This window comes from Gordonia amicalis NBRC 100051 = JCM 11271 (assembly GCF_000332995.1).
Lineage (GTDB): Bacteria > Actinomycetota > Actinomycetes > Mycobacteriales > Mycobacteriaceae > Gordonia > Gordonia amicalis.
In genome coordinates this window covers 1-24,983 of sequence record NZ_BANS01000051.1, presented here as the reverse complement: position 1 = coordinate 24,983, position 24,983 = coordinate 1, and the positions used below count along the sequence as shown (strand labels likewise).

At 66.8% G+C, this 24,983-nt stretch carries 20 protein-coding genes and 3 pseudogenes; 5 read left to right on the top strand and 18 right to left on the bottom strand.

Annotated elements, in window-relative coordinates:
* Positions 1-23 precede the first annotated feature (23 nt).
* Positions 24-625, top strand: a pseudogene (locus tag GOAMI_RS20055) (FKBP-type peptidyl-prolyl cis-trans isomerase).
* Between the two features lie 629 nt (positions 626-1,254).
* Here the strand turns inward: GOAMI_RS20055 and GOAMI_RS20050 are convergent.
* The 3 genes and pseudogenes from GOAMI_RS20050 to GOAMI_RS20040 all read right to left on the bottom strand — a co-directional run bounded on the left by GOAMI_RS20050 (position 1,255) and on the right by GOAMI_RS20040 (position 4,580).
* Positions 1,255-2,669 (bottom strand): annotated as a pseudogene (locus GOAMI_RS20050) (cytochrome P450).
* 100 nt (positions 2,670-2,769) lie between these two features.
* Positions 2,770-4,047, bottom strand: a complete 1,278-nt coding sequence (locus GOAMI_RS20045; RefSeq protein WP_006438421.1) for a glycosyltransferase 87 family protein — start codon at positions 4,045-4,047, stop codon at positions 2,770-2,772.
* 92 nt (positions 4,048-4,139) lie between these two features.
* Positions 4,140-4,580: a globin domain-containing protein gene (locus GOAMI_RS20040; protein WP_040005044.1), complete on the bottom strand. Its 441-nt coding sequence runs from the start codon at positions 4,578-4,580 to the stop codon at positions 4,140-4,142.
* Between the two features lie 302 nt (positions 4,581-4,882).
* Here GOAMI_RS20040 and GOAMI_RS20035 point away from each other — a divergent pair, with 302 nt between their 5' ends.
* Both GOAMI_RS20035 and GOAMI_RS20030 read left to right on the top strand, forming a co-directional pair.
* On the top strand, positions 4,883-5,593 hold the full coding sequence (locus tag GOAMI_RS20035; RefSeq protein WP_006438419.1) for a hypothetical protein: 711 nt from the start codon (positions 4,883-4,885) through the stop codon (positions 5,591-5,593).
* A 359-nt stretch (positions 5,594-5,952) separates the two neighbouring features.
* Entirely contained in the window at positions 5,953-7,206 is a 1,254-nt protein-coding gene (locus GOAMI_RS20030) for an HNH endonuclease (protein ID WP_040005045.1), read from the top strand.
* 198 nt (positions 7,207-7,404) lie between these two features.
* On the opposite strand, the gene GOAMI_RS20025 is transcribed toward GOAMI_RS20030, so the two are convergent.
* The 5 genes from GOAMI_RS20025 to GOAMI_RS20005 form a co-directional block, all read right to left on the bottom strand.
* On the bottom strand, positions 7,405-9,828 hold the full coding sequence (locus GOAMI_RS20025; RefSeq protein WP_006438417.1) for an ATP-binding cassette domain-containing protein: 2,424 nt from the start codon (positions 9,826-9,828) through the stop codon (positions 7,405-7,407).
* Between the two features lie 170 nt (positions 9,829-9,998).
* Positions 9,999-10,409 carry a VOC family protein gene (locus tag GOAMI_RS20020; protein WP_040005043.1) on the bottom strand — a complete coding sequence of 137 codons (411 nt, stop codon included), beginning with the start codon at positions 10,407-10,409 and terminating at the stop codon, positions 9,999-10,001.
* Between the two features lie 20 nt (positions 10,410-10,429).
* Positions 10,430-10,861: a helix-turn-helix transcriptional regulator gene (locus tag GOAMI_RS20015; protein WP_006438415.1), complete on the bottom strand. Its 432-nt coding sequence runs from the start codon at positions 10,859-10,861 to the stop codon at positions 10,430-10,432.
* 154 nt (positions 10,862-11,015) lie between these two features.
* Positions 11,016-12,692 (bottom strand): phospho-sugar mutase, encoded by a 1,677-nt coding sequence (locus tag GOAMI_RS20010; RefSeq protein ID WP_006438414.1) that lies wholly within the window; start codon positions 12,690-12,692, stop codon positions 11,016-11,018.
* A 17-nt stretch (positions 12,693-12,709) separates the two neighbouring features.
* The gene (locus tag GOAMI_RS20005; protein WP_006438413.1) at positions 12,710-13,939 is read right to left on the bottom strand and encodes a glucose-1-phosphate adenylyltransferase family protein; all 1,230 of its coding nucleotides are present in this window, start codon (positions 13,937-13,939) and stop codon (positions 12,710-12,712) included.
* Positions 13,940-14,031: 92 nt separating this feature from the next.
* Between GOAMI_RS20005 and GOAMI_RS20000 the strand changes: the two genes are divergently transcribed.
* Positions 14,032-15,159 (top strand): NAD(P)/FAD-dependent oxidoreductase, encoded by a 1,128-nt coding sequence (locus tag GOAMI_RS20000; RefSeq protein WP_006438412.1) that lies wholly within the window; start codon positions 14,032-14,034, stop codon positions 15,157-15,159.
* A 70-nt stretch (positions 15,160-15,229) separates the two neighbouring features.
* On the opposite strand, the pseudogene GOAMI_RS19995 reads toward GOAMI_RS20000, so the two are convergent.
* From GOAMI_RS19995 to GOAMI_RS19970, 6 genes and pseudogenes are all read right to left on the bottom strand, one after another.
* Positions 15,230-16,202 (bottom strand): annotated as a pseudogene (locus tag GOAMI_RS19995) (oxygenase MpaB family protein).
* A 169-nt stretch (positions 16,203-16,371) separates the two neighbouring features.
* A complete protein-coding gene (locus GOAMI_RS19990; RefSeq protein WP_006438406.1) occupies positions 16,372-17,112 on the bottom strand; it encodes a VOC family protein in 741 nt (246 codons plus the stop codon).
* Positions 17,109-17,438, bottom strand: coding sequence for a hypothetical protein (locus GOAMI_RS19985; RefSeq protein ID WP_006438405.1), 330 nt, complete (start codon positions 17,436-17,438; stop codon positions 17,109-17,111). Before GOAMI_RS19985 ends, GOAMI_RS19990 begins: the two co-directional genes overlap by 4 nt.
* 53 nt (positions 17,439-17,491) lie before the next feature.
* Positions 17,492-17,713: a DUF3263 domain-containing protein gene (locus tag GOAMI_RS19980; protein WP_006438404.1), complete on the bottom strand. Its 222-nt coding sequence runs from the start codon at positions 17,711-17,713 to the stop codon at positions 17,492-17,494.
* Positions 17,714-17,927: 214 nt separating this feature from the next.
* Complete coding sequence (locus GOAMI_RS19975) at positions 17,928-19,025, bottom strand: DUF475 domain-containing protein (RefSeq protein ID WP_006438403.1); 1,098 nt, start codon at positions 19,023-19,025, stop codon at positions 17,928-17,930.
* Entirely contained in the window at positions 19,022-19,306 is a 285-nt protein-coding gene (locus GOAMI_RS19970) for a hypothetical protein (RefSeq protein WP_006438402.1), read from the bottom strand. Before GOAMI_RS19970 ends, GOAMI_RS19975 begins: the two co-directional genes overlap by 4 nt.
* A gap of 284 nt (positions 19,307-19,590) precedes the next feature.
* Here GOAMI_RS19970 and GOAMI_RS19965 point away from each other — a divergent pair, with 284 nt between their 5' ends.
* Positions 19,591-19,935: an RNA polymerase-binding protein RbpA gene (locus GOAMI_RS19965; protein WP_006360373.1), complete on the top strand. Its 345-nt coding sequence runs from the start codon at positions 19,591-19,593 to the stop codon at positions 19,933-19,935.
* Positions 19,936-20,018: 83 nt separating this feature from the next.
* Here GOAMI_RS19965 and GOAMI_RS19960 read toward each other — a convergent pair whose 3' ends face one another.
* The 4 genes from GOAMI_RS19960 to GOAMI_RS19945 form a co-directional block, all read right to left on the bottom strand.
* Positions 20,019-20,840: a polyprenol monophosphomannose synthase gene (locus tag GOAMI_RS19960; RefSeq protein ID WP_006438401.1), complete on the bottom strand. Its 822-nt coding sequence runs from the start codon at positions 20,838-20,840 to the stop codon at positions 20,019-20,021.
* Positions 20,841-20,848: 8 nt separating this feature from the next.
* The gene (gene lnt / locus GOAMI_RS19955; RefSeq protein ID WP_006438400.1) at positions 20,849-22,534 is read right to left on the bottom strand and encodes an apolipoprotein N-acyltransferase; all 1,686 of its coding nucleotides are present in this window, start codon (positions 22,532-22,534) and stop codon (positions 20,849-20,851) included.
* Complete coding sequence (locus tag GOAMI_RS19950) at positions 22,531-24,171, bottom strand: amidohydrolase (protein WP_006438399.1); 1,641 nt, start codon at positions 24,169-24,171, stop codon at positions 22,531-22,533. Before GOAMI_RS19950 ends, lnt begins: the two co-directional genes overlap by 4 nt.
* A 64-nt stretch (positions 24,172-24,235) precedes the next feature.
* Positions 24,236-24,775 carry an FxsA family protein gene (locus GOAMI_RS19945; protein ID WP_006438398.1) on the bottom strand — a complete coding sequence of 180 codons (540 nt, stop codon included), beginning with the start codon at positions 24,773-24,775 and terminating at the stop codon, positions 24,236-24,238.
* Positions 24,776-24,983 lie beyond the last annotated feature (208 nt).

Sequence of the window (24,983 nt, the reverse complement as noted above, 5' to 3'; positions counted from 1 at the left end):
CGGGTAGCGTGACCAGGGTGAACATGAAGAATGCGACTCTCGCGCTCGGCGCGGCCCTCGTCCTCACGGTGGCCGGCTGCAGCTCCGACTCCGATTCCGATTCCGGCACAACCGAAGCCACCGGTACCGCCGCGGCCGGCACCACCGACACCGGTTCGACGGCGACCAGCTGCCCGACCGCGCCGGCCAAGGACGACGCCAAGCCGCAGTGGACCTTGAAGGGCGCCACCGGCGGTGTCGAGATGGTCGCCGCCACCGCGACCGAGGCGCCGAAGATCACCGTCCAGTCGCCGTTCAGCGTCGATCAGACCGTCGTCGAAACGCTCGTCGAGGGTGACGGACCCGTCGTCGCCGAGACCGCGTCGGTGACGGTCTGCTACGTCGGTGTCAACGGCCGCAACGGCAACGAATTCGACAGCGCGTACCAGCGCGAGGTACCCCAGCCGACTTCCCGCTCAACGGCGTGGTCCCCGGCTTCAGCAAGGCAATCGCCGGACAGAAGGTCGGCTCCAAGGTCGGCGTCGCGATGACATCGGCCGACGGCTACGCCCAGGGTGAGCCGAGCGCCGGCATCGAGCCCGGCGACACGCTGATCTTCGAGATCGGGATTCTCGCCGCGTCGTAGGACTCTGCAGTGAAACACGAAGGGCTGGTGGGCTGTTGCTCACCAGCCCTTCGTGGCTCGTCGCCGGCGCACGGTTCATCGATCACGCACGAGGGGTCTATCGCATCCGATGAGCCGGTGCGGAACGACGTCGCATGCGACATCGTTCCGGCTGTAGGACGTCGACCGAAGTCGTTGGCCCGGATTGAAATCGCGCGCGGCGTCATTCCCGGCGTCGTGCGCAGGGATGCGGGCGTGCGAGCTGCACAGCCGGACGGGCGGAGCGAAATCTCATCCATCTCAGGGGCTTCCGAGGGAAATATGCCCTCCGAGGGTGCTCACGGGGACGACTTTCTCGCGGTTCGCCGGGCGTCGTGGAGGTCGGAAGAGCCCGCTGCCTTTAGGAGTCCGGAGCATGCGGAGGGCGCTTCATCTCTGCTCCCTGAGGAGCGTCCGGAGTTTGCGGAGGACGCGTCTCGAAGGGTTGGCGAGTTATCTCACCAGGCCCTTCGAGGCTCGTCGCTATCGCTCCTCGCACCTCAGGGAGCGGGGGTGGCTCGTCGCTAACGCTCCTCGCACCTCAGGGAGCAGGAGGTGGCTCGTCGCTAACGCTCCTCGCACCTCAGGGAGCGAGGGATGGGGTGCGCCTCTTACAGCGTGCGATGCCGGATGTCGATCGGAAGACCGTCGGCCGGGGTCGGGCCGGTGCCGTAGGTGAGGACCGGCTTGTAGCCGGCGGGGACCGTCCACTCGAAGCGCTGCAGCATCTGGTGCAGGATCGACTTGACTTCCATGCCACCGAAGTACAGGCCGATGCACTTGTGCGCGCCGCCGCCGAACGGGGCCCACGCGAAGCGGTGGACCTTGTCCTCGCGACGCTCCGCGGAGAAGCGCTCGGGGTCGAAGTGGGTCGGGTTCGGCCACCATTCCTTGCGCAGCATGGTCGCCCACGGGTGGATCGCCAGCAGGGTGCCCTTCGGGATGTAGTGCCCGCAGATCTCGGTGTCCTCGATGGCCATGCGGAACAGCATGCCGACGGGGGCGTTGAGGCGCAGGGTCTCCTTGAAGGCGAGCTCCATGCTCGGGAGCTTGTCGATGTCGTCGTAGTCGATGGTCGGCTTGTTGAGTGCCAGCGACTCCTCGCGCAGACGCTGCTGCCACTCGGGGTGGCGGCCGAGGAAGTAGGTCATCATCGACAGGGCGATGGTGGACGTGTCGTGGGCGGCCATCATCACGAAGATCATGTGGTTGACGATGTCCTCGTCGGTGAAGGACTCACCCTCTTCGCTCTCGGTGTTGCAGAGCACGCTGAACAGGTCGTCGCGGTCGTTGCCGCGACGCAGTGGGATCTCGGAGCGGAAGTACTCCTGCAGGACCTCACGGCCGCGGAGTCCCTGCGCCCAGGTCCAGTTGCCGACGTCCTTGCGGACGATGGCCTGACCGCCGCGGACCGCGGCCTCGAAGGCACGCTCGAGGCGATGCGCCTCGGCCTCGCTCACGTGCGCACCCATGAAGACCTCGGTGGCCAGCGACAGCGTCAGGTCCTTGGTGTTGGAGTACATGTGGAAGCCCTTGCCCACCTGCCGGTTGGCGAGGGTCTTCTCGATGTGCGGCGTCATGATGTCCAGGTAGCCGTTCAGGCGGGGGCGGCTGAACGCCTGCTGCATGATGCGGCGGTGCTGCATGTGCTCGTCGAAGTCCATGAGCATGACGCCACGACGGAAGAACGGGCCGATCATCGGTTCCCAGCCGAGCTCGCTGGAGAACGCCTTGTTGCGGTTCATCCAGACGGCCTCGATCGCGTCGGGCCCGACGAGGGTCACCATGTTCATGCCGAGCGCACCCGACCAGGACACCTGGCCGTAGCGGTCGAAGCGCTTCATCGCCGACTTCAACGGGTCCGCGAGCGCCTCGAGGGTGTTGCCAGGTACGGGATGCCGGGGTCCCCCATGACGGGCTTGAGGTCGGAGCCGGCGGGCGGCACGGCCAGCGGACGCTCCTTGCTCGGGTACATGCTGCTCACCTTGCCGAGCGCGCCCTGGATCTGCTTCTTCCGCTTAGACATGTACTTGCCACTCCCCGTTGATCCGATGTGCGTTACATCACTATGCACCATTGGAACGGATTTTAGCGGTTGTTTCAAGAGGCGTGTTTCGGGAGGTCGTTCAGCCCGCCTGGTTCGGCACGGATTCGACGGCCTCCGCGCAGGTCAGCCGCGGAGCGAGAACGCCGAGGGAGATGATCACGGCCAGACCCCAGAGCAGGTACGACGACCCGACGACGTGCTGCCACCAGGCCCACGACAGCTCGGCGTCGTAGCGCTGCGGGACATGCTGGTGGGGCGCATACGCGAAGATGACCAGCCCCGTACCGGCCAGCCACCACCAGATCTGCGACGCCCCGCGTCGTGCAGCGAGTGCGACCAGCACCATGAGGAGCGGCACGATCCACACCCAGCTGTGGTCCCAGGCGACGGGCGAACAGAACAGCCAGGCGAAGGCGACCGTCAGCAGTGCGGCGACCTCGATCGTCTGGTCGCGACTGTTCTCGGCGGCTTCCGACGTAGACAGCAGGCGCCACGCCGACCACGCGATGAGCAGTCCGATCACGAGAGCCACGCCGAGCCAGGCGATCTCCGACTCGATGCCGAGCCGCGCCAGTTCACCCTTGACCGACTGGTTGTTGGCGAACTGTGGACTACCGATCCGCTCGGTGTCGAACAGCGTCGACGTCCAGTAGGTGATCGAGTCGTCGGATGCCAGCAGGTATCCGAGGCTGGCGTAGGCAACGGCTGACACCGCGCTCACCACGAGGGCGCGCCAGTCCCGTCGGAGAAGGAACAGCAGCAGGAAGACCGCCGGGGTGAGTTTGATCGAGATCGCGAGACCGACCAGCAGACCGCGCCACCACCGGCCGCGACCGAGGAGGGCGTCGACGACGACGAGCGCCATCAAGACGATGTTGATCTGCCCGAAGTTCAGGGTGTCGCGCACCGGTTCGAGCCACAGGCCGACGGTGGTCGCGGCGGTCGCAAGCCACCAGAGGTCCGTCGACGGTCGATCGGTCAGGTGAGCCACCACGATTCGGCAGACCATCAGCAGGCACGCGATGGACACGGCGGTGAACAACCCCTGCCCCAGCCCCAGAGGGACGACGGTGAACACCGAGAAGAGAGCCGCGGCCAACGGCGGATAGGTGAACGGCAGATACGAGCCTCCACCGAGTGTCGGGAGCGTGCCGTAGAGGTCGCCGCCGTCGAGGAAGACGCGGCCGCCCATGCGGTAGACATCGAAATCGATGCGATAGGGCGCCGGCGGATGGTTCGGGAGAACGAATATCGCGATCGCCGCACTGAGGATGAAGGCGAGGAGCGTCAGCCAGCGCGCCCATGCCGAATGGAGGTAACGATCGATTCCCAACCGGGGAATGTCCACAACAGTCACGAGCCCTCTCTTCCGAGCGGGATCGTATCGCGGCGGACGCGAACGTCAGCGGGGGCGGCGGTGACCCCGCTGTGGAACTCGTGTGTTCGGGCTCAGGCGGCGCCGGACTCTTCGGCGGCGGCTTCTGATGCGGCTTCCTCCGGATAGCCGTCGAGCATGATCGTGGCGACCGCGCCCAGGGCCTCCTCCCACGCGGTGGTCATCGCCGGCGTCCACGCCTCGCCGCCGATCTCGCTCATGGCGGCGATCATGCATTCGGCAACCGCGGTGTACATCGGCCGGGTGACGCCGAGGCTCGCGTGACGCTTGCCGAGAGCGTGCAGGTTGGTGGTGAGCCACTCCGCATCCTCGAGGTGGTCGAGAACCGAGACGACGGCGGTCCGCAGCATCTCGGCCTGAACGCGGGTGTCCCGCTGGAACATCGGCTTCACACCGGGATAGCGCTCGAAGAGGATGTCGTAGAACCGGACGGTGAGACCGGAATCGGGTAGGTCGACGAGGGTCAGGCTTTCTTCCAACAATTGTTTGTCCATGCACAGACCCTGCCGCCGGTGCGTTGCGCGCGGACTGTCATGCCGCAAGGGCTGGGTAACGGTGATCTCACACGTGAAACTCGGGTGTGTGAGATGTTGTGCGCGGTTCACAGTCAGCAGCACCTCGGCAGTAAGCTCTGCCATCAGGTGCATCGGAACCCATTGCCTTCGCGCTACGGACCGTCGATCTTCCGATGACTACATTGAAGCCTGTTTCCCGCCCAGACCGACTGCGCACCCCCATCCGCATCGATGCCTTCGAGTATGGCTGTTGCCGAACACCTCCCAGCGTCGGAGAATCAGTGACCGGGCGATTGTCGGCGTACCCCGCAGCGGAAGGTCAATTCGTCGCCACTGCTTGGGATCGCGAGCGTGACGTCGTCGTCGTGGGTGGCATCTCCGCTCGATGGGACCCGGCGCACGGCGATCCGCTCGGCCAATCGATCGTGCTGGCTCTGTCGTGGCACGACGACTCCCCTGGCGGGGTCGAGGCGACCGGGATTGTCTCGTCGGTTCATCAGCTCTTCTACGAGCCCGCTCCCGACCCCGATCAACCACGCGTCGCGCTCAGACAGCCCGTGAGTGCAGTCGAGAAGTTTCCCGCCGACTTGCTCCAGGGCAATGGGACCGTGCTGGTTCCCGGCGGAGTGGAAGTCGTTCTCGACGAGTTGGTGCTGGTCGTGCCGACCGCGGCGGACGCGGCCCGAGCCCGAGGCGCTGCAGATGAAGGACGTCGGACGCTCACGATCGTGTGTCCCGCACCATGTCTGGGAACGGTCGTCCCGTACGAGGGGGAACGCATCCGGATCGATCTCGACGACGACCGCCTCACCATCTCGGGGTCGGATTCCGCGCCGACCGGGACCGTCACCGGAGTAGTGCTACAGCTGGGCCGGCTCGAGCCGGCCGGACCTGTCTCGATGGTCGTACCGGTGTCGGTTCCAGCCGATACCCCGACCGATGACGTGGCCGGCGACGTCCTCGTGGTCTTTGTCGTCGACCCCACCGACTGAAGAAGGCATCAATCCGGGCTCGAAAACCCACCACTTCTGTCCGTAATCCGTCACGAAATGTGACTGGTGTAAACCAGTTCCGGTGTGTGGTCGACTAGACGGAAGATCCCACTGGTTCAGCGAATCCTCCGGATCCCGAACTGTGGAAAAGTCTCGCACTCGAACGTATGTTCGGGTACTGTGGAGTCATGCCAGAGCTCACCCCACTCCTCGACCAGAAGGGCCCGGGCAGCCGGCACGCAGTTCTTGTCAGACCCCCGATGTAGAACTGACCACACACGAGAATTCATGACAGAGCAGTAGTCAACGACGGTTTCACACCACCGCACGTACACCTCAGAAGAGGGATGGCTGCCATCATGATCGACACTGACACCACTTCACTCGACGCGGTCCTCGACCGACTCGGCGAGCTCACCCCACCCGCCGACGATTCCACCGGCCGTCTGACGTACGAACAGTTGGAGTGTTGGCGGTTGATCCGCAACCTGGCCGATCACCAGATCGCCACGCACGCAGCACAGCTCGACGATCTCCGCGTAGCGGAGAAGGCGGGTTCGGCCACCAAGAAGCTCCTCGTCGAGATGGGGTTCCCGCCCGCAGCAGCCACCCGCACCACACGGATCGCCGAGGCTCTCGGCACACTGAGCAAGGTCGAGGCCTGCGCCGCTGACGGTCGACTCTCCGGCGAAATCGTCGACGCCATCGTCCGCGGTATCGCTGTGATTGAGAAACGCTGCCCCACAGCACTATCCGACGACGACCGCATCATCTATCAAACCGAACTGCTCACCCAGGCCCTGTCCGGCGCCACACCCACCGACATACAGAGACACGCCCAGACGATCGGCAATACCCTCGCCGACGACCAGGACTGTATCCCTGCCTGCGACGACCGCACCCTCGACACCCTGTCGCACCACCTCACCGACGACTCCCGCGTCGACATCCGCGCGAACATCAACCAGGCAGTCGGGGAGAAATTCATCGCGATGATCGACGAGCGCTCCATACCTCGTCCCGAACCCGACGGCGCCGACGACCGACGCTCCGCCGATCAACGACGCGCCGACGCCCTCGAAACACTCTTGGATCAAGCCGCCGTCGGAGCCGCCATGGACACCATCGGGACACCGCGAACCCAAACATTGCTGACCATTCCCGCCGACGGCGGCGATCCCGCGTTCCTGCCCTGGACGGGGCCGGTCACCCAAGCCACCGCACGGCGGTTGTCGTGCGACGGAACACTGACCGAGATCATCGTCGACGGCGAGACCGTGCCCCTTCAAATGGGACACGAAAAGCGCCTGTTCCCAACACATCTGCGCAAAGCGATCATCATCCGTGACCAGACCTGTATCAAATGCGGTGCACCGCCCTCACACACCCAGGTCCACCACATCCTGCACTGGTCCGACGACGGGAACACCGACCTCGACAACGGCTGCCTGCTCTGCCAACGCTGCCACACCCAAGTCCACCACCACGGCTGGGACATCGTGATGGGGTTCGATCGGCATCCGTGGCTGGTCCCACCCATCGAGATCGATCCGCAGCGTCGACCCCGCCCTGCATACAACCGCCGCACCATGCGTCTCGACGACGCCGCCTAGGTTTCGAAACGGTTCGTCGCTGACGCTCCTCACCTACTCAACCAGCGCGCGACACAGCTGGTCGCTGCTCAACAGGTAGCTGGACGACCCCCGGGTCGAACGTGATCTTTGACAATTCCACAGTGTGAACACGCCGCGAACCGGCGGGTTCCGTCCTGCTCAGCAGAGGTGCTGAGCAGGACGGAACGCCGGGCACGATCAGGCGCCGACGTACTCGGCCAGATGCTGTCCGGTCAGGGTCGAACGATCGGCGACGATCTCCGCCGGAGTTCCCTCGAAGACGATCTGGCCGCCATCGTGTCCAGCACCGGGGCCGAGGTCGATGATCCAGTCCGCGTTCGCCATCACAGCCTGGTGATGTTCGATGACGATCACCGACTTGCCCGAGTCGACGAGTCGGTCGAGCAACCCGAGGAGTTGTTCGACGTCGGCGAGGTGCAGGCCGGTCGTGGGTTCGTCGAGGATGTAAACGTCGCCCTTCTCCCCCATGTGTGTTGCCAGCTTCAGCCGCTGACGCTCGCCACCGGACAGAGTCGTCAGCGGCTGACCGACCTTGATGTAGCCCAGGCCGACGTCGGCCATCCGGTGGAGGATCTTGTGTGCTGCAGGAAGTTTGGCGTCGCCGTCGGCGAAGAACGCCTCGGCCTGAGCCACCGACATCTCGAGGACCTCGCTGATGTTGCGGCCACCGAGGGTGTACTCGAGGACCTCGGCCAGGAAGCGCTTGCCCTCACACACCTCACACGGCGCGGCGACCCCGGCCATCATCGCGAGGTCGGAGTACACGACGCCCGCACCGTTGCAGTTCGGGCACGCACCTTCCGAATTGGCGCTGAACAGAGCCGGTTTGACGCCGTTGGCCTTGGCGAAGGCCTTCCGGATCGGTTCGAGAAGTCCGGTGTAGGTCGCCGGATTGGAGCGGCGCGAACCCTTGATCGCCGTCTGGTCGATCGAGACCACCCCGTCGAGTCCGGCGACCGACGAAGTGATCAGGGAAGACTTGCCCGACCCGGCGACACCGGTGAGCACGACCAGGACGCCGAGCGGGATGTCGACGTCGACGTTCTGCAGGTTGTGCATGGTCGCGCCGCGGATCTCGAGAGCACCACTGGGCGTGCGGACTTCGGGTTTCACCGCCGCGCGATCCTCGAGATGGCGACCGGTGAGGGTGTCGGCGGCGCGGAGTTCCTCGACCGTGCCCTCGAACACGATCTCGCCGCCGTCGGTGCCGGCCCGCGGACCGAGGTCGACGACGCGGTCGGCGATGGCGATGACCTCGGGCTTGTGTTCGACGACCAGCACCGTGTTGCCCTTGTCCCGCAGGGCGCGGAGCAGGTCGTTCATGCGCTGGATGTCGTGGGGGTGCAGGCCGATCGACGGCTCGTCGAAGACGTAGGTGACGTCGGTGAGCGACGACCCGAGGTGCCGGATCAGCTTGGTGCGCTGGGCTTCACCGCCGGACAGAGTGCCTGCCGGACGGTCGAGGGACAGGTAGCCGAGACCGATGTCGACGAAGGCGTCGAGATGTTCGCGCAGCGACTTGATCAGGGGCGCCGCCGACGGCTCGTCGAGCTCGGCGATCCACTGCGCCAGGTCGCTGATCTGCATCGCGCACGCGTCGGCGATGCTGATGCCCTTGATCTTCGACGACCGGGCCTCGGCGGTCAGACGTGTGCCCTCGCAGTCCGGGCAGGTCTGGAAGGTGATGGCACGGTCGACGAAGGCGCGGATGTGCGGCTGCATCGCCTCGCGGTCCTTGCTCAGCATCGACTTCTGGATCTTCGGGATCAGACCCTCGAAGGTGACGTTGATGCCCTCGACCTTGATCCTCGTCGGCTCCTTGTAGAGCAGGTCGTTGAGTTGCTTCTTGGTGTACTTCGCGATCGGCTTGTCGGGGTCGAAGAAGCCGCAGCCGCGATAGATCCGGCCGTACCAGCCGTCCATCGAGTAGCCGGGGATCGTCAGGGCACCCTCGTTCAGCGACTTCGACGCGTCGTAGAGGGCGGTGAGATCGAAGTCCGAGACGTCGCCGCGGCCCTCGCACCGCGGGCACATGCCGCCGGTGATCGAGAAACTCCGGCGCTCCTTGACCTTCTGGCCGCCCTTCTCTACGGTGACCGCGCCCGCACCGCTGATCGAGGCCACATTGAAGGAGAACGCCTGTGGTGAGCCGATGTGCGGTGTGCCCAAGCGGCTGAACAGGATTCGCAGCATGGCGTTGGCATCGGTGGCGGTGCCCACCGTCGAGCGCACGTTGGCACCCATCCGTTCCTGGTCGACGATGATCGCCGTCGTGAGTCCGTCGAGGACGTCGACGTCGGGACGGGCCATCGAGGGCATGAAGCCCTGGACGAACGAGCTGTAGGTCTCGTTGATGAGTCGCTGGGATTCGGCGGCGATCGTGCTGAAGACCAGTGAGCTCTTACCCGAACCCGACACACCGGTGAACACCGTCAGGCGGCGTTTGGGCAGCTCGACGTCGATGTTCTTGAGGTTGTTCTCGCGGGCCCCGAGCACCCGGATGCGGTCATGGGTGTCGGCTGGATGAAGGGTGTCGTACTCGGGGGATGTGCCGCCGGTCGTGCTCTCGGGTGCCTGTTTGGTGCGCGTGGCTGGACTCATCATCTCTCCATCAGGGCGGCGCCCACTGGGACGCAGCCGTCTTCGGGATCGTGAAACGGTTCTGTTGTCGTAGAGGTCTGACCCGATCCAACCAGCTGAGTCATCGGAAACTCGGCAACTCCGGTGGGCACCGCCTCGGGTGGCGGCAATCGGCCGGGTCCGCACACCTCTCACACCGCCTGGTCGATACGGATCAGGTTGCCGGAAGGATCACGCACAGCGGCGTCGCGGACACCGTAGGGCTGGTCCATCGGCTCCTGGATGATGTCCACCCCATTGGCCTGCAGCTTCTCGAACAGTCCGTCGAGGTCCTCGGTCGCGAGCGTGAGCGCGCCGTAACTGCCCTTGGCGATCAGTTCGAGGATCGTCTGACGTTCGGCATCGGTGATGCCCGGATCGGCGGCCGGCGGATGAAGGACGATCGAGGTGCCGGGCTGATTCGGCGGCCCGACCGTGAGCCAGCGCATGCCGTCGTAGCCGACGTCCTTGCGAACCTCGAAACCGAGCAGGTCGCGGTAGAAGGCGAGGGCGGCTTCGCCATCGGTGTGCGGGAGGAAGGTGTACCGGATGGTGATGTTCATGGATGTCAGGCTAGGCACCATCACCCCCGCTGCGCTTCTCGATTCCTGATCGGTCTCGTGATGTTCTTCGCCAGACACGCGGGAATTCCGTCGGTGGCGTCGGCGGACTGCTCGCGATAGACCGTCGGCGGCACCCCGACCAGTTCGGTGAATCGTGTGCTGAATGTGCCCAGTGACGAGCAGCCGACCTCGAAACACACCTCGGTGACGCTGAGATCCCCACGACGCAGCAGCGTCATCGCCCGTTCGATGCGGCGTGTCATCAGATACGAGTACGGCGACTCACCGTAGGTTTGGCGGAACTTTCGGCTCAGATGCCCGGCCGACATGTTCACGCCCCGGGCCAGCGCCTCGACGTCGAGCGGCTGCGCGTACTCGCGATCGATTCGATCACGGACCTGCCGGAGAAGGGTCAGGTCGCGCAATCGCTGATCGGAATCGGATCGGGCCACGGGGTTGATCGTAGGCTTCGGTTGCCGGATGTGGGGGCTAGTGGCGTTTGGCTCACCAGGTCTTCGAGGCTCGTCGCTTGCGCTCCTCGCACCTCAGACAGCGAGCGACCGCCCGCCGCGTTCCTCGCACCGCAGACAGCAATCGGTGCCGGTGTCAGCGTTGAAGGAGGGCGGCGACGTCCGCGCTGATCGCCTGAAGCCGTTGCGCGGCACGTGCGTGCGGGATCTCGCCGCCCGCACAATCGAGAACGACCTCGAGGTAGCACTTCAGCTTCGGCTCGGTACCCGACGGACGCACGATGACCCGATCGTCGGCCGCCGTGCGCAGCACGAGTGCGTCGGTCGGCGGTAGGTCGCCGGATCCCCGGGCGAGGTCGAGGACCTCGACGATCGCCGAACCGGCCAGTGCGTCGATCTGCGTCGAACGCAGCCGGTCCATCATCTGCCCGAGCTCGGCGAGGTCGTCGACGCGGATCGTCAGCGGCGCGGTCGCATGCAGACCGTGGCGACGTGCGAGGTCGTCGAGGAGGTCGACCAGGGTGCGGCCGTCGGCGGCGAGCTCTTCGACGAGGCTGACCACGCGGACCATCGCGGAGATCCCGTCCTTGTCACGCACGGCATCCGGGTCGGTGCAGTAACCGATGGCCTCCTCGTAGCCGAACCGAAGATCCGGTGTCCGGGCGATCCATTTGAAACCGGTGAGCGTCACGGCGGATCGAAGACCGTGGTGGGCCGCGATTTTCGCGAGCAGCCGGCTCGACACGATCGAACAGGCCAGCGTGTCCCCGCCCCGACCCGGGTCGCGGGCGGCCTGTTCGCCCAGCAGCCAACCGATCTCGTCGCCGGTGAGCTGGCGCCAGCCGTCTTCGGTCGGGGTGGCCACCGAGCAGCGATCGGCATCCGGATCCAGCGCGATCACCACGTGCGCGTCGACATCGCGGGCGAGTTCGAGCGCACGGTCGAGGGCCCCGGGTTCCTCGGGGTTCGGGAAGGCGACGGTCGGGAAATCGGGGTCTGGTGCGAACTGTTCGTCGACGGCGTGGAGGTCGGCGACACCCGCGGCGCGCAACACGGCGAGGGCAGTCGTGCCGCCGACACCGTGCATCGGGGTGAGGACGACCCGAACCGTACTCGGTTCGTCGCCGGGCCGAAGCGATGCGGGCCGAAGCGATGCGGTCCGTGCGATGTAGGCGTCGAGGACCGTCTCGTCGAGCGCCACGACCGCCGCGGGATCGCGGGCGATCTGGTCTGCCCGCGGCGCGGCGTCGATGAAGGTGGCGATCTGCTCGTCGGCGGGCGGGACGATCTGGACACCTCGGCCCGCGGAGTCGGTGGCGCGACCACCGAGGTACACCTTGTATCCGTTGTCGGCGGACGGATTGTGCGACGCGGTGATCATCACCCCGGCATCGCAATCGAGCGCCCGGGTGGCGTATGCGGTGACCGGTGTGGGCAGCCGGCGTGGGAGGGTCATCACGGTGAGACCCTGCGCGGCAAGGACTTCGGCGGTGGCGTCGAGGAAGTCATCCGATCCGTGCCGGGCGTCGCAGCCGACGACGACACGCGCATCCGGCCCGACCGTGTCGATCAGGTGCCGGGCCAGGCCGTGGGTGGCGCGGAGGACCACCGCGACGTTCATCCGCGTCTCCCCCGCTCCCACCTCGCCACGAAGTCCCGCGGTGCCGAACGTGAGCGGGCCGCGGAAGCGTGAGTCGAGGTCGGCGACCGCCGCGGGATCGCCGGTGTCGGCCGCCTCGATCAGGCGTGTCAGTTCGGCGCGGGTCGCGGGGTCCGGGTCGTGGTCTCGCCAGGTACACGCGGTCTCGATCATCCGCGCGACGCTATCAGTCAGCGGATCCGGCGGTTGCATTCGATGCGGTCACCGAGGGCGACCCGTGCCCCGCGGAGAATCTGGGTGTCCATGCCGATGAGGGTGATCTTGTCGGTGGGGACCGGACGGGTCCGGGGATGGCCACCGACGGTCGCGCTGGGCCCGACCCGGACCCGCTCGTCGAGGATCGACCAGGCGACCGACGCGCCGGCGCCGATGACGGCGTCGCTGAACACGACCGAGTCCACGACGGTGGCACCCTTCTCCACGACCACGCCCGGTCCGAGCACGCTGCGGCGCACGGTTCCACTCACGTGGGCGCCGCTGCTGACGAGACTGTCCTCGACGATCGCCCCGGCCTCGATTCGCGCTGCGGTTCGCTGCGGCTGATTGGTCAGGATCGGACGGTCGGCCCGGAAGACGTCGAGCTTGCCACCGATCAGATCGCGATGGGCCTGCAGGTACGTTTCCGGACGGCCGGCGTCGATCCAGTACCCCGACATCGCATGCGCGACCGTCTTGCCACGACCGACGAACCACGGCAGCAGATGTTCGCCGAAGTCACCCAGACCGGTATCGCCGGAGGCCGAACCGACGGCCGTCTCCCGCGCCAGGAGTTCCAGACCCTCGATGAGCACCTGGGGGTCGTAGACGAAGATCTCGGTGGCGATCGTGCGGGTCGTCGCACGGTCGGGTTTGTAGCGGAACTCACGCACCGCGCCGTCACGTCGGGAACTAACCGTGGCGTGCTGAGACGCTTCCTCGAGCGAACACGTCGTGGTGACGACCGTGCACTCCGCACCATGCCGTCGATGGGTGTCGAGCGCATCCCGGAAGTCGAAGTCGTAGACGTGGTCGGCACTCATCACGATCACCTCGGCCGGTCCGTGCTGAGCGATCCGGTCGCGCATCCGGTACAGCAGATCGGCGTTGCCCGTGGCGAAGCCGTCCTCGGTCTCCGGGGCGTCGGTCTGTTCGGGCATCACGATCCGCAGCCCGCCGCTGGTGCGGTCGAGGTCCCACGGGCGCCCGCCCGCGACCAGCTGTGTGAGACTCTCGGCCTGGTACTGCACGCACAGCCAGACGTCGTCGATGTGACTGTGGTGCAAGTTCGAGAGCGGGAAGTCGATGAGCTGGTAGTTTCCGGCGAACGGCAACGCCGGCTTGGCCCGCCGATCGGTCAGCACCTCCATTCGGGAACCACGTCCACCGGCTTGCACGATCGCGAGAACATCAGAGTGCCGCATCAGCCCAGTGTGCCCGACAGACGCGTGGAGACCCGGGATGGTTTCCTCACGGCCCGGCGAGGTCCTGGGCACGCAACCAAGTTGGAGGAACGGTGGAACGGACGGACTGCCTGGTGGTGGGCGGCGGCATCATCGGTCTGGCGGTGGCCCGTGCGCTCGCGACGACCGGGCGCGAGGTGATCGTCCTGGAGGCCGCCGATGCGGTGGGTACACAGACAACGTCGCGGAGTTCGGAGTTCATCCATGCCGGCATCTACTACTCGGAGGACAGTCTGAAGGCGCGGCTGTGCGTGCGAGGTCGCGAGCTCCTCACCCGGTACTGCGACGAGCGAGGCGTCTCGTGGAACCGCCCCGGGAAACTGATCGTGGCCACCGACGACGCCCAGATCGACCGGCTCGAAGCTTTGTTCCGACACGGCATCGCCAACGGAGTCGACGACCTACGGCGAATCGGCGGCGACGAACTCCACGAACTGGAACCAGAGGTGCGCGGCGTGGCGGCGCTGTTGTCCCCGTCGACCGGGATCGTCGACGTCGACGGGATGGTCCGTGCCCTGCGCCGCGACCTCGAGTCGATGGGGGGCGCGGTGGCATTGCGCAGCAGAGTGATCGGCGGACGCATCGAATCGGGCGGTGTCACCGTCGACACCGCCGAGGGCGGATCGGCGTCGGCGCACATGCTCGTCAACTGTGCCGGGCTGGGCGCATCGCGGGTGGCGAGCTCGCTCGACGGCTTCGACGGGCCGATTCCGCCGCGGCATCTCGCGAAGGGCAACTACTTCGGATTGTCCGGTGCACGAGCACCATTCGAGCACCTGGTGTACCCGGTGCCGGTCGACGGCGGCCTGGGGGTGCACTCCACGATGGACCTGGCCGGCGCGGCCCGGTTCGGTCCGGATGTCGAGTGGCTGGACGATGAGCCTGCCGCGGATCTCGACGACAAGGACCTGGACTACTCGGTCGACGACGCACGCCTCACCGGCTTCGAGGATTCGATACGCCGCTACTGGCCCGGGTTACCTTCCGGCACACTGACTCCCGCCTATGCCGGCATCAGGCCCAAGACCAGCGGACCGGGCGAGCCGGCCGCGGATTTCGTCATCCACGGACCCGCCATGCACGGCGTCGCCGGGTTGGTCAACCTGTTCGGCATCGAGTCACCCGGCATCACCTCATGCCTGGCGATCGCCGAACACGTCGTCGGGTTGATGGGTAGCTGACTCGTGTCCCGCGCAAGTCAGCGAGGAGACCGAACCGACGCGCCCCGACCGCGCGTCGGCCCGGCCCAGATCACTTGGCTGCGTACTTGTAAGCAGCGCTCTGCTTTTCGCGCCTCTTCATGGCCTGGATGGCGTCGTTGTGGCGACGGGCGTGGTAGGCGAGGGGGAAGTAGATCGCACGCTCGGGCAGGGTGCGGTAGGCGAACCGCAGGCGGCGGTGGATCTTCTCGAGGTGACGCTGCTCCTCGTTGGTCCATGTCAGGCCGAGGATCTCGCGCACGCGCGGATCCATGACACCCACCGTCGTCAGGTAGTTGAAGTCCTGGAACGGCACCGACGCGGTGGCGGCGACCTTCTTGACGGCCGGACGCAACGCCTTGGGCACTGTCTTCGGCACCGGCGGGGCGGCACGCATCTGCTCGATGAGTTCGACGGCCACGGGATGGCGGACCAGCTTGTTCTCGACGAAGTCGTCGAAGTACTCCTCGAACTCCTCGAGGGTCTCCGGGTAGCCCTTCATGGGAACCTGGACGATCTTGGCGATGCGGCGGTTGTCGCGGAGCAGTTCCTTGCGCTCCTCGAGCGTGAACTCACGACCCAGGACGAGCGGTGGCCGCCGTGTTCATCGTCGGGAACGCGGTCGCGATGACCCACGCATAGGCCTCCGGGTTCAGTGCACTGATGTGCTTGCCCTCCGCATTCCGCGTCTGCAGGGGCTGGTGCAGCTTCCGCAGGCGCTTGCCCTCTTCGAGGGCCTCCTGACCGCCGTAGGTCCAGCGCAGAACCGAGTCCGCGGAACGAATGGCACGCCCGAGCGGGTCGGTACGGAACACCGAGTACTTGTCGACGACGTCGCCGATCACCGGGTGCATCACCTGCATCACGAACGCCGCCCCGTTGATCGGCAGGAAGGTGTACAGACCGGTGAGCTGCGCGGTGAGTGAGTCCGGCGGGATCAGCTCGATCTCGTCGTCACGGTGGTTGATCAGCCGACCAGTGTCCTCGAGTGCGGCGGTCGTCGGTTCGTCGTGTACCGCGGTCATGGTGCCCCCAACCTGATTCTCCAAAGCATGGATTTCGACAACGTTCGTAGTCAGATTACCGCAGGAAGCGTCGAAAACCCACCATTCGGGGGTTTCGATACGGCTCGTCGCTACGCTCCTCGCCTACTCAACCGGCAGGAAGGCCGGCTCGACCGGCGAGATGGACGCTTCAGGCAGGGCCGATGATCACCGTGCGGGTGCCGAGGGCGCGTTCCCGGACGGTGAAAATGCTGGTGCCCCTCTTGCGGCCGGTGCGGATCTCGCTGAGATCCAGCCCCGCCGCGGACAGGCGCGCATGCGTGGCCTCGACATCGATGGAGCGCCAGGCGACACCCCACAGCGAGGTCACCGCGGGTGTCGGCGGCTCCGTCGACGCGACTGCCGTGACGACCTCGACGATGAGGTCGCCGGCGCGGAAGAACAACTGCCGGGCGTTGTCGCCGATCGGCTGGTCGAGCCGGAAATCGAGGTCGAAGACCCCGCCGAACAACGCCACCGCGCGATCGCGGTTGTCGCAGGTGAACACGAGATGGTCCATCCCCGTCACATCACCGGCCGGACCGGACTCCGCCGCGGGCTCACGTGCGGCGACGCCGAGTGGGGTCGTCTCCCCGATGACACCGACCACTGACTCGACGACCGGGAAACCACGCCGGGTCAGCAGACGCTGCATCGCGGGCACGTCGTCGACGGTGAAGTACACCCGATGGCCGGCGTCCGGGCCATCGTCGACGGCGGACGCCTGGCGCAACCGGAGTCGGGTGTTGCCGATCGCGAGAGCCTCCGGATGGCCCACGCCGCCCGACGTACCGGTCAGGCCGAGGAGTGTTTCGTGTGTCCGCCCGGCGAGCTCCGGGTCGGTGCAGCTGAGTTCCACGATCGCGGTCGGAGGCGGGTTCGGCGGGATCACCGCTTCTTCTTACCCTGCCGCCTGCGGGGTTCCGGCGGGATGGGTCGATATGTCAGCCGCGCCGAACTGGTGATGTGCCAGACGCCGCACATGCACTCGTAATAGCGAAGCGACAGGGCTCCGACCGCTCGCCGCTTGATGCGGTCGATGCCGTCGAGCGCGTCCGCGGGAGACGAGAAGGGAAGCTTGTCCGGCGTCGGGCACTCCACCGTCTCGATGCGACGCTCCGGTCGTGGAATTGGGCGTTGGTGCATCAGCTCGTGGAAAGCCGTGCGTGCCTCGATCTCGCGGTAGAACGATTCGAGATCGTCGTCGGAGAAGGGCACGGGTCGATTATCCCCTCAACGCGGATGCTCGGCAGAACCGCGTCCGGCGTCGGTCAGCGAGCCATCCACAGTCGACGGCGGATGACCTCACGCATGCGCCGGAGTTCGGATGCGCTGAGTGCCTCCGGCGGATCGGCGTCGACGATCCGGTTGAGCTCGGCGAAGAAGTCCCGATCAGACAGGCCGAATTCCTCGATGATCTGCTGCGACGAGCCCCCGCCCAGCGGGGCCCAATCCCTCTCGAACTGGATCATCTGCTGCTGCCTGTCGTTCATTCCCACCACCAGATCTGCTGTTGAACATCGCGCCCGTGACTTTCTGCCACGGGCACCGGAATCGTGAAACTCTGCGTGACGCACGTCACCGACGCCGTCCTTTGTACACCTGTCACCCGACAGATTGAAGCAGCCTGCCCAAGGTGATTCGAATGTGTCTCAGAACATTCATCGGATGGTCATGAAGACCCCTCCGACCGACGCCGCGGCGGGGTCAGGCGTTCACCGAGGAGGGCGCGGCGCCGCGTCGCGATTCGCGACGGTTGGCGCGGATACTGCTGGCGAGCGAGGCACCGATGAACGCCACGCCGACGAGTCCCGTGACGACCTCGTCGATATGGTATTCGACCCCCAGCAGGAGGATGACGGCGAGCGCACCGATCGCCCAGTGTGCCCCGTGTTCGAGGTAGCGGTACTCCCCCAGCGTGCCCTGTCGCACCAGGTAGATCGTGATGGAACGGACGAACATCGCACCGATGAAGCCGAGTCCGAGCGCGATGATGATCGGGTCCGAAGTGATGGCGAACGCGCCGATCACGCCGTCGAACGAGAAGGATGCGTCGAGCACCTCGAGGTAGAGGAACAGGAAGAACGCGGCCTTACCGGTCGCCTTGGTCGCCGGGGTCGGACCCGGCTCGTTCTGTTCGGGACCGTCGGACATGAACAGTGAGCTCAGTCCGTCGACGGTGATGTAGGTGACCAAGCCGAGGATGCCGGCGATCAGCACGGTCGCCCGGATCTCGTCGTCGGCGAGGAATTCGGCGGTCAGGACGAGGCCGATGGCCGCCAGCACCACCGGCAGCTGGTCGAGCTTGCCGATCTTGGCCAGTGGGCGCTCGAGCCAGGTGAGCCACGTGCGCTCACGGTCGGTCAGCACGAAGTTGAGGAACAGCAGCAACAGGAACATCCCGCCGAATGCCGCGATCTGCGGATGGGCCTCGGTCAGGATGGTCTCGTAGCTCGGGTGTCCGTCGGCGAAGTGGGTCTGTCCCTCCGGCGGCGGATTGGTGGCCAGCCGTAGAGCCTCTGCCGGGTTCAGACCACCGGTGATCCAGACGATCAGCAACGGGAAGAGCAGCCGCATCCCGAAGACCGCGATGAGCACACCCACGGTGAGGAACATCCGCTGCCAGAATCCCGACATCCGCTCCAGGATCGTCGCGTTGATGACGGCGTTGTCGAAGGACAGCGACACCTCGAGCACACCGAGGATCGCGCACAAAGCCAGCCCGGTCCACCCCATGTAGAAGTAGGCGACGGCCAGCGCCACCATGGACACGCCGGCCGAGAGGCCGAAGATTCGGGCGGTCACCGCAGCTTCTCTGCTTCCCTCGCCAGCTCGAGCAGGGTGTCGGTCAGCTCGGCGAGGACCACGTGGTCCGCGCGTTCGGCGACGGCGGTGCCCAGATCCTCGGCGGCGCATCGCAGGGCGAACATCCGGTCACCGAAGTCGGCGGCCTCGGCGGCCGACAGAATCACGGCGTCGGCGGGAATGGACGTGCCCTCGAGAAGCGTTCTCTGCTCATAGGCGCGCTGCCTGCAGGAGCGCTTGCAGTACTTGCGACGCCGCCCGAGTTCGGAGTCCACCATCATCGACCCGCACCACGCACAGTTGTACGGGCGGCGTCGGGTATGGGAGGCCAGTTCCACACCGGAGACCGTACCCCGATGAGACGGCCCGAAACCGGCACGGCACCTCGGGTGGCCGCCACCGGTCAACACGGGTCGTCGGCGGTGGCAAGGCGCCGACGAGATTGCGCGTAGAATGTTCCTGTTGACGACTCAGTTGGCTGCGTTCGATGGTGAACGCCGCGTGAACACAGCTGATAGATCCGGCAAAACTGAGAAATCTGACGAAGCTTTGAGAGGAACCCTTCATGGCAGATCGAGTACTTCGGGGTAGCCGCCTCGGCGCGGTGAGCTACGAGACCGATCGCGACCACGACCTCGCGCCGCGTCGCATCGTCCAGTACCGCACCGACAACGGTGAGATCTTCGACGTCCCCTTCGCCGACGACGCGGAGGTGCCGTCGAAGTGGCCGTGCAAGAACGGTATGGAAGGCACGATCCTCGAGGGCGCCGAGCCCGAGGAGAAGAAGACGAAGCCGCCGCGCACCCACTGGGACATGCTGCTCGAACGTCGTAGCGAGGAAGAGCTCGAGGTGCTCCTCAACGAGCGCCTCGACCTGCTGAAGCAGCGCCGCAAGGGCATCTCGCACTGATCCCGAACAGCTGACGCACACAGATCGGCCCGGCAGGAAAACCTGCCGGGCCGATCTGTGTGTCCGCTGTATTCCGGTTGGGCCTAGGAGTTCTTCAGGATGCCCAGGCGCTCGAGACGGCTCTGAATGCCCCATCGGGCCACCATCGTGAAGGCCTCCGACATGACACCGCCACTCATCTTGGAGACCCCGAGCTCGCGTTCGGTGAACGTGATCGGCACCTCGCGGACGTCGAAACCTGCCTGGACGGTCCGCCAGGCCAGATCGATCTGGAAGCAGTAACCCGCGGACTCCACGGTATCGAGCTGGATCTTCTCCAGCACCGAGCGTCGGTAGGCGCGGAACCCGGCAGTGATGTCATGGACCTTCGCGCCGAGCGCGAGTCGCGCGTAGGTGTTGGCCCCGCGGGAGAGGAACTCGCGGTGCTTGGGCCAGTTGACGAGTTTGCCACCGGAGACGTACCGGGACCCGATCACGAGGTCGGCGCCTGCGTTGATCGCATCGAAGAGCCGGTGCAGCTGCTCGGGGGCGTGGCTGCCGTCCGCGTCCATCTCGACGATGACCGGGTAGTCGCGACCCAGGCCCCAGGCGAAGCCGGCAAGGTAGGCCTTGCCGAGGCCGTCCTTCTCCTGGCGATGCATCACGTGCACGCGGCCGGCCGGCTCGTCCTTGCGGGCCAGCTCGTCGGCGACGTCGCCGGTGCCGTCCGGACTCGAGTCGTCGACCACGAGCAGGTGCACGCCGGGCAGAGCGGCCTGGAGGCGTTCGACGATCACCGGCAGGTTGTCGCGCTCGTTGAACGTCGGCACGACGACCAGTGCGCCCGCTCCGTCGGCGCCGACCACCGGCTGCGGCACGTCGCCTGACTGCCGTTGTCCTGCCGAGGCGTCAATCCCCGATGCCATCGAGCTCCTTAAATGTCACCGGACACCCGTGCGGCGTCCCTGCGTGGCTTGAGTGTGAACCTAGTACGCGAGGCCAGTGCAAACAAAAGGCCGCCCATGGCCACGACGATCGCGAGTGCCTGCGGCCACGCCCCGAGGCGGGTCGCGAGAGTGGTGTCGTCGTGCAGCGGCAGGGTGCTGGTCAGCACGTCCGAGGCGAAGACGCCGGACTGCTCGGTGATCGAGCCGTCGGCGTCGATGATCGCGCTCACACCGCTGGTCGCGGCGACGACCACGGCACGTCCGTGCTCGACGGCACGCACCTGCGACATGGCGAGCTGCTGATAGGTCATCTCGGTGCGGCCGAACGTCGCATTGTTGGTCGGGACGTAGAGCATCTGCGCGCCGTCGCGGATCGACTGTCGGGCGGCGCGGTCGAAGGCGACCTCCCAGCAGGTGGCCACGCCCACGGTGACCTCACCCGAGCGACCGGGCACGTCCACCACCGTCGGGCCGCTGCCGGGCTTGAAGTTGCCGGCCATGTCCGCATACGACGAGAAGAGACGGAAGAACGGCCGCCAGGGCAGGTATTCGCCGAACGGCTGCACGATGTGCTTGTCGTAGCGGTCGACCGGCCCCCTCGCCTCGTCCCAGACGAGCACCGAGTTCGTGGGACGGCCGTCGGAGTTGCGCAGCAGCGTGCCGACGAGGATCGGCGCACGGACCGCCTCGGAGGCGGCGGTGATCTCGGCGGCGGCGTCCTCGTTGTCGAGCGGCGAGATGTCCGATGCGTTCTCCGGCCACAGCACGAAATCGGGATGGGCGGCGAGGCCGGCGTCGATCGCCTGGGCGTAGCCCATGGTGGTGCGTACGTGGTTGTCGAGCACGGCGCGGCGCTGCGCGTTGAAGTCCAGACCGAGGCGCGGCACGTTGCCCTGGACCGCCCCGATGTGCACGGACTTCGGCGAGATGGTGCGATCGATGGTGGCCGGTGTCAGGGCGATCGCCGCGACCGGTGCGAGCAACGCGATGGCGACCGCGAGGGTCGCGACGCGCACGATCCCCGAGGGCTGGTCACCGCCGAGCGGTGCGGTCGCCGATCGGGCGGACCGGCGATACGCGGAGGCGAGGATGGTCAGCAGCCAGGCGACCGCCGCACCGAACAGCGCGACCCCGGCGGAGAGCCCTGGTGCCCCGAGTACCGAGGCCAGCGGCAGCAGCGGCCCGTCCACCTGACTGAAGGCGGCTCTCCCCCACGGGAACCCGCCGAACGGAAAGGTCGAGCGCAGAGCCTCGATCAGCACCCAGGAGAGCGTGAACCAGATCGGTGGGACCGGCAGTCGCATGGTCAGGGTCGCGATCGCGCCGAACAGGGCCAGGTATCCGGACAGCACCACCGACAACGCGATCCACGGCAAGGGACCGACGTAGACCCCGATCCACGGCAGCAGCGGGATGAAGAAGGCGAGTCCGAAGACGAAGCCGATCCACGCCCCGGTACGTACCCGGGGGCGGCGCACGTACAGCGCGGTGAAGAGCACGCCGAGTCCGATGACCGCGAGGAACCACCAGTTACGGGGCGGGAAGGCCGCCCACATCGCCACGCCGGCGACGATCGCGGCCACTGTCCGAAGACCCCAATCCCAGGTCAGGGTGAAGCGGCGGCTCCGTGCCGGTTTCTCCTCGCGAAGCGTTGCCGTGTCTGCGGCGTTCACCCGGCGTCCCGGTCGTAGAGAACCTGTCCGCGATGCACGGTCCGCACGCACCGCGGCAGCTCGGCGCCGGGCGACACGTCCGGTAGCGCGGGTACGCGGGACCGCGGGTCGGTGGACCAGCGCTGCACCTTCTCGTGGGAGCCCGCGACGACGAGGTCGTCGACCTCCCACACCGCATAGCTCGCCGGTGCGCCAGGGGTCAGGGTGCCGGTGAGACCGTCGTTGATGCCGCCGGCACGCCACCCACCGCGGGTCGCCGCCGCGAAGGCGCCGCGCGCCGAGATGGCATTGGTCGGCTGGTGATGGTGGACAGCGGCCCGGATCGTCGACCAGGGGTCGATGGGCGTCACCGGCGCGTCCGAGGAGAACGACAGCGCCACACCGGTTTTCGCAAGCATGGCGAAGTCGTTGAGGGTGGCGGCGCGGGTCTTGCCGAGTCGGGCGTCGTAGAGGTCGCCCTCGCCGCCCCATTCGGCGTCGAAATGCGGCTGCATGCTGGCGATGACGCCGCAGCGCGCGAGGACCTCCGCGTCGCGGGCGGTGACCATCTCCGCGTGCTCGAGCCGATGGGCGCAGCGGGCGAGCGCCGGGGTGCCCAGCTCGTCGGCGAGTTCGGTGAGCGCGGCGACGACGGCACCGGTGGCGGCGTCGCCGATGACGTGGAAGCCGGACTGGATACCGGCGAGCGTGCAACCCCGGAGGTGATCGCGAATCGTGTCGGCGTCGAGGTAGCTGATGCCGCTGGTGCTCGGGTCGTCGGTGTAGGGCTCGTTGAGCCAGGCGGTGTGCGAGCCGATCGCGCCGTCGATGAAGAGGTCACCACCGAGTGCGTCGGCGCGGGTGATGGCCAGCAACTCGGCCGCGTGGTCGGCGTCGGTGACGGTCTGTCCCCAGTAACGGCGGATCTCGACGGGATGGTCGAGGTCGGCGAGGGCGAGGAAGTCGTCCAGGCCGCTGATGTCGGGTCCGCCGTTCTCGTGGACGGCGACGACGCCGTGAGCCGCGGCGACGTCGAGCGCCCGACGCTGCGCACGCTCCCGATGGGCGGCCGTCACCAGGAGGCGAGCCGCACCCCGGACGAGATGATGCGCCTCGGCGACGAGCGGCTCCTCCGGGTGATAGCCGACGGCCTCCGCGAGTTCCGGAACGAGACGACGCAAGGCTGTCGACGCAACGGCAGAGTGTTCGTCGACGCGAGCCAGGTACACCGGGCGTCCACCGACCACGACGTCGAGTTCGCTGGTCGTCGGGAACCGGCCGTCCTCGGGTTCGGGACCCGCCCAGGTCGAGTCGTCCCAACCGAGACCCCAGAGGAGGTCACCCTCGTCGTGGCCGGCTGCCGCATCGTCGGCGACGGTCTTCTCGACGAGCCGCAGGCAATGCGTCCGGCTGGTCGCCTCGTTCAGGGTGAGACCGTCCAGCGAGAGCCCCGTCGAGGTGAGATGCACGTGTGAGTCGACAAAACCCGGGCTGACGAACAGCCCGTTCAGGTCGACGATCTCCGCATCCGGATGGAGAGCACGGCCGACGTCATCGGTCCCGACCCACACCACCACCCCATCGGTGATGGCCATCGCGGTCGCGTCGGGGGCGGCCGCCGAGTACACGGCACCGCCGAGAAGCAGTTGGGTTGCCACGATCGTTCAGTCTGCCTTGCCGTGAGTGAATGTGGCCGAGAGGGGTAGGGCGGACGGTCCCAGGTCAACGAGTGGGTGGGAGCTGCGGGGTGGTGGTCATCGGTGGCGAAGCCGGGCCGAAGCCCGATCCGGGCGTGTCCGACTCCACAACCGTGCCATCGACGACAGTTCCGCCACCGGGGACGCGGCCCCCGCGGATTCCACCGCCGTAGATGCCGGTGGCGTACAGGCCTGCGCGGTCCATCGCCGTTGCCATCCGCCGCGCACCCACGGCCACGACGACCGGACGCAACACTTTGCGGGTCGGCGGGAACAGCAGCAGGATGCCTGCGACGGTCGACACGACCCCGGGGATGACGAGCAGGATCGTCGACGTGGCGACGAGTGCGGTGTCGGCCAGCGGAGCACGGGCGTCGACCTCGTTGTTGGCCGCCCGCCGGAGCTCACCGAAGACCTTGCGGCCCTGCCAGCGCAGCGTCAGGAACCCGAGGACGCCGGCCGCGATGCTGATCAGCACGGCCCAGCCGAACCCGAGTGTCACCGCCATCGCCACGAAGGCGGCGATCTCCAGCAGCGCATACACGGCGAAGTAGCGGAGTGCCATGGTCGTCTCACCTGTCTTTCGGTGCCTTGTGGGCACCCTCGGTGTCAGGGTCTGGCGGTGTAACGAACGAGGCGGCGATTTTTCTCCCGGGCACCTCGATACGCGGCGTCCTCGCTCCGCTCGGTCGTCGCTGCTCGGCGGGCGGAACAAAACGGCACCCCGCAGCGAGAGGCGTGCCGCTACTCGGCGGGCGGGGTTTCGACAAGCT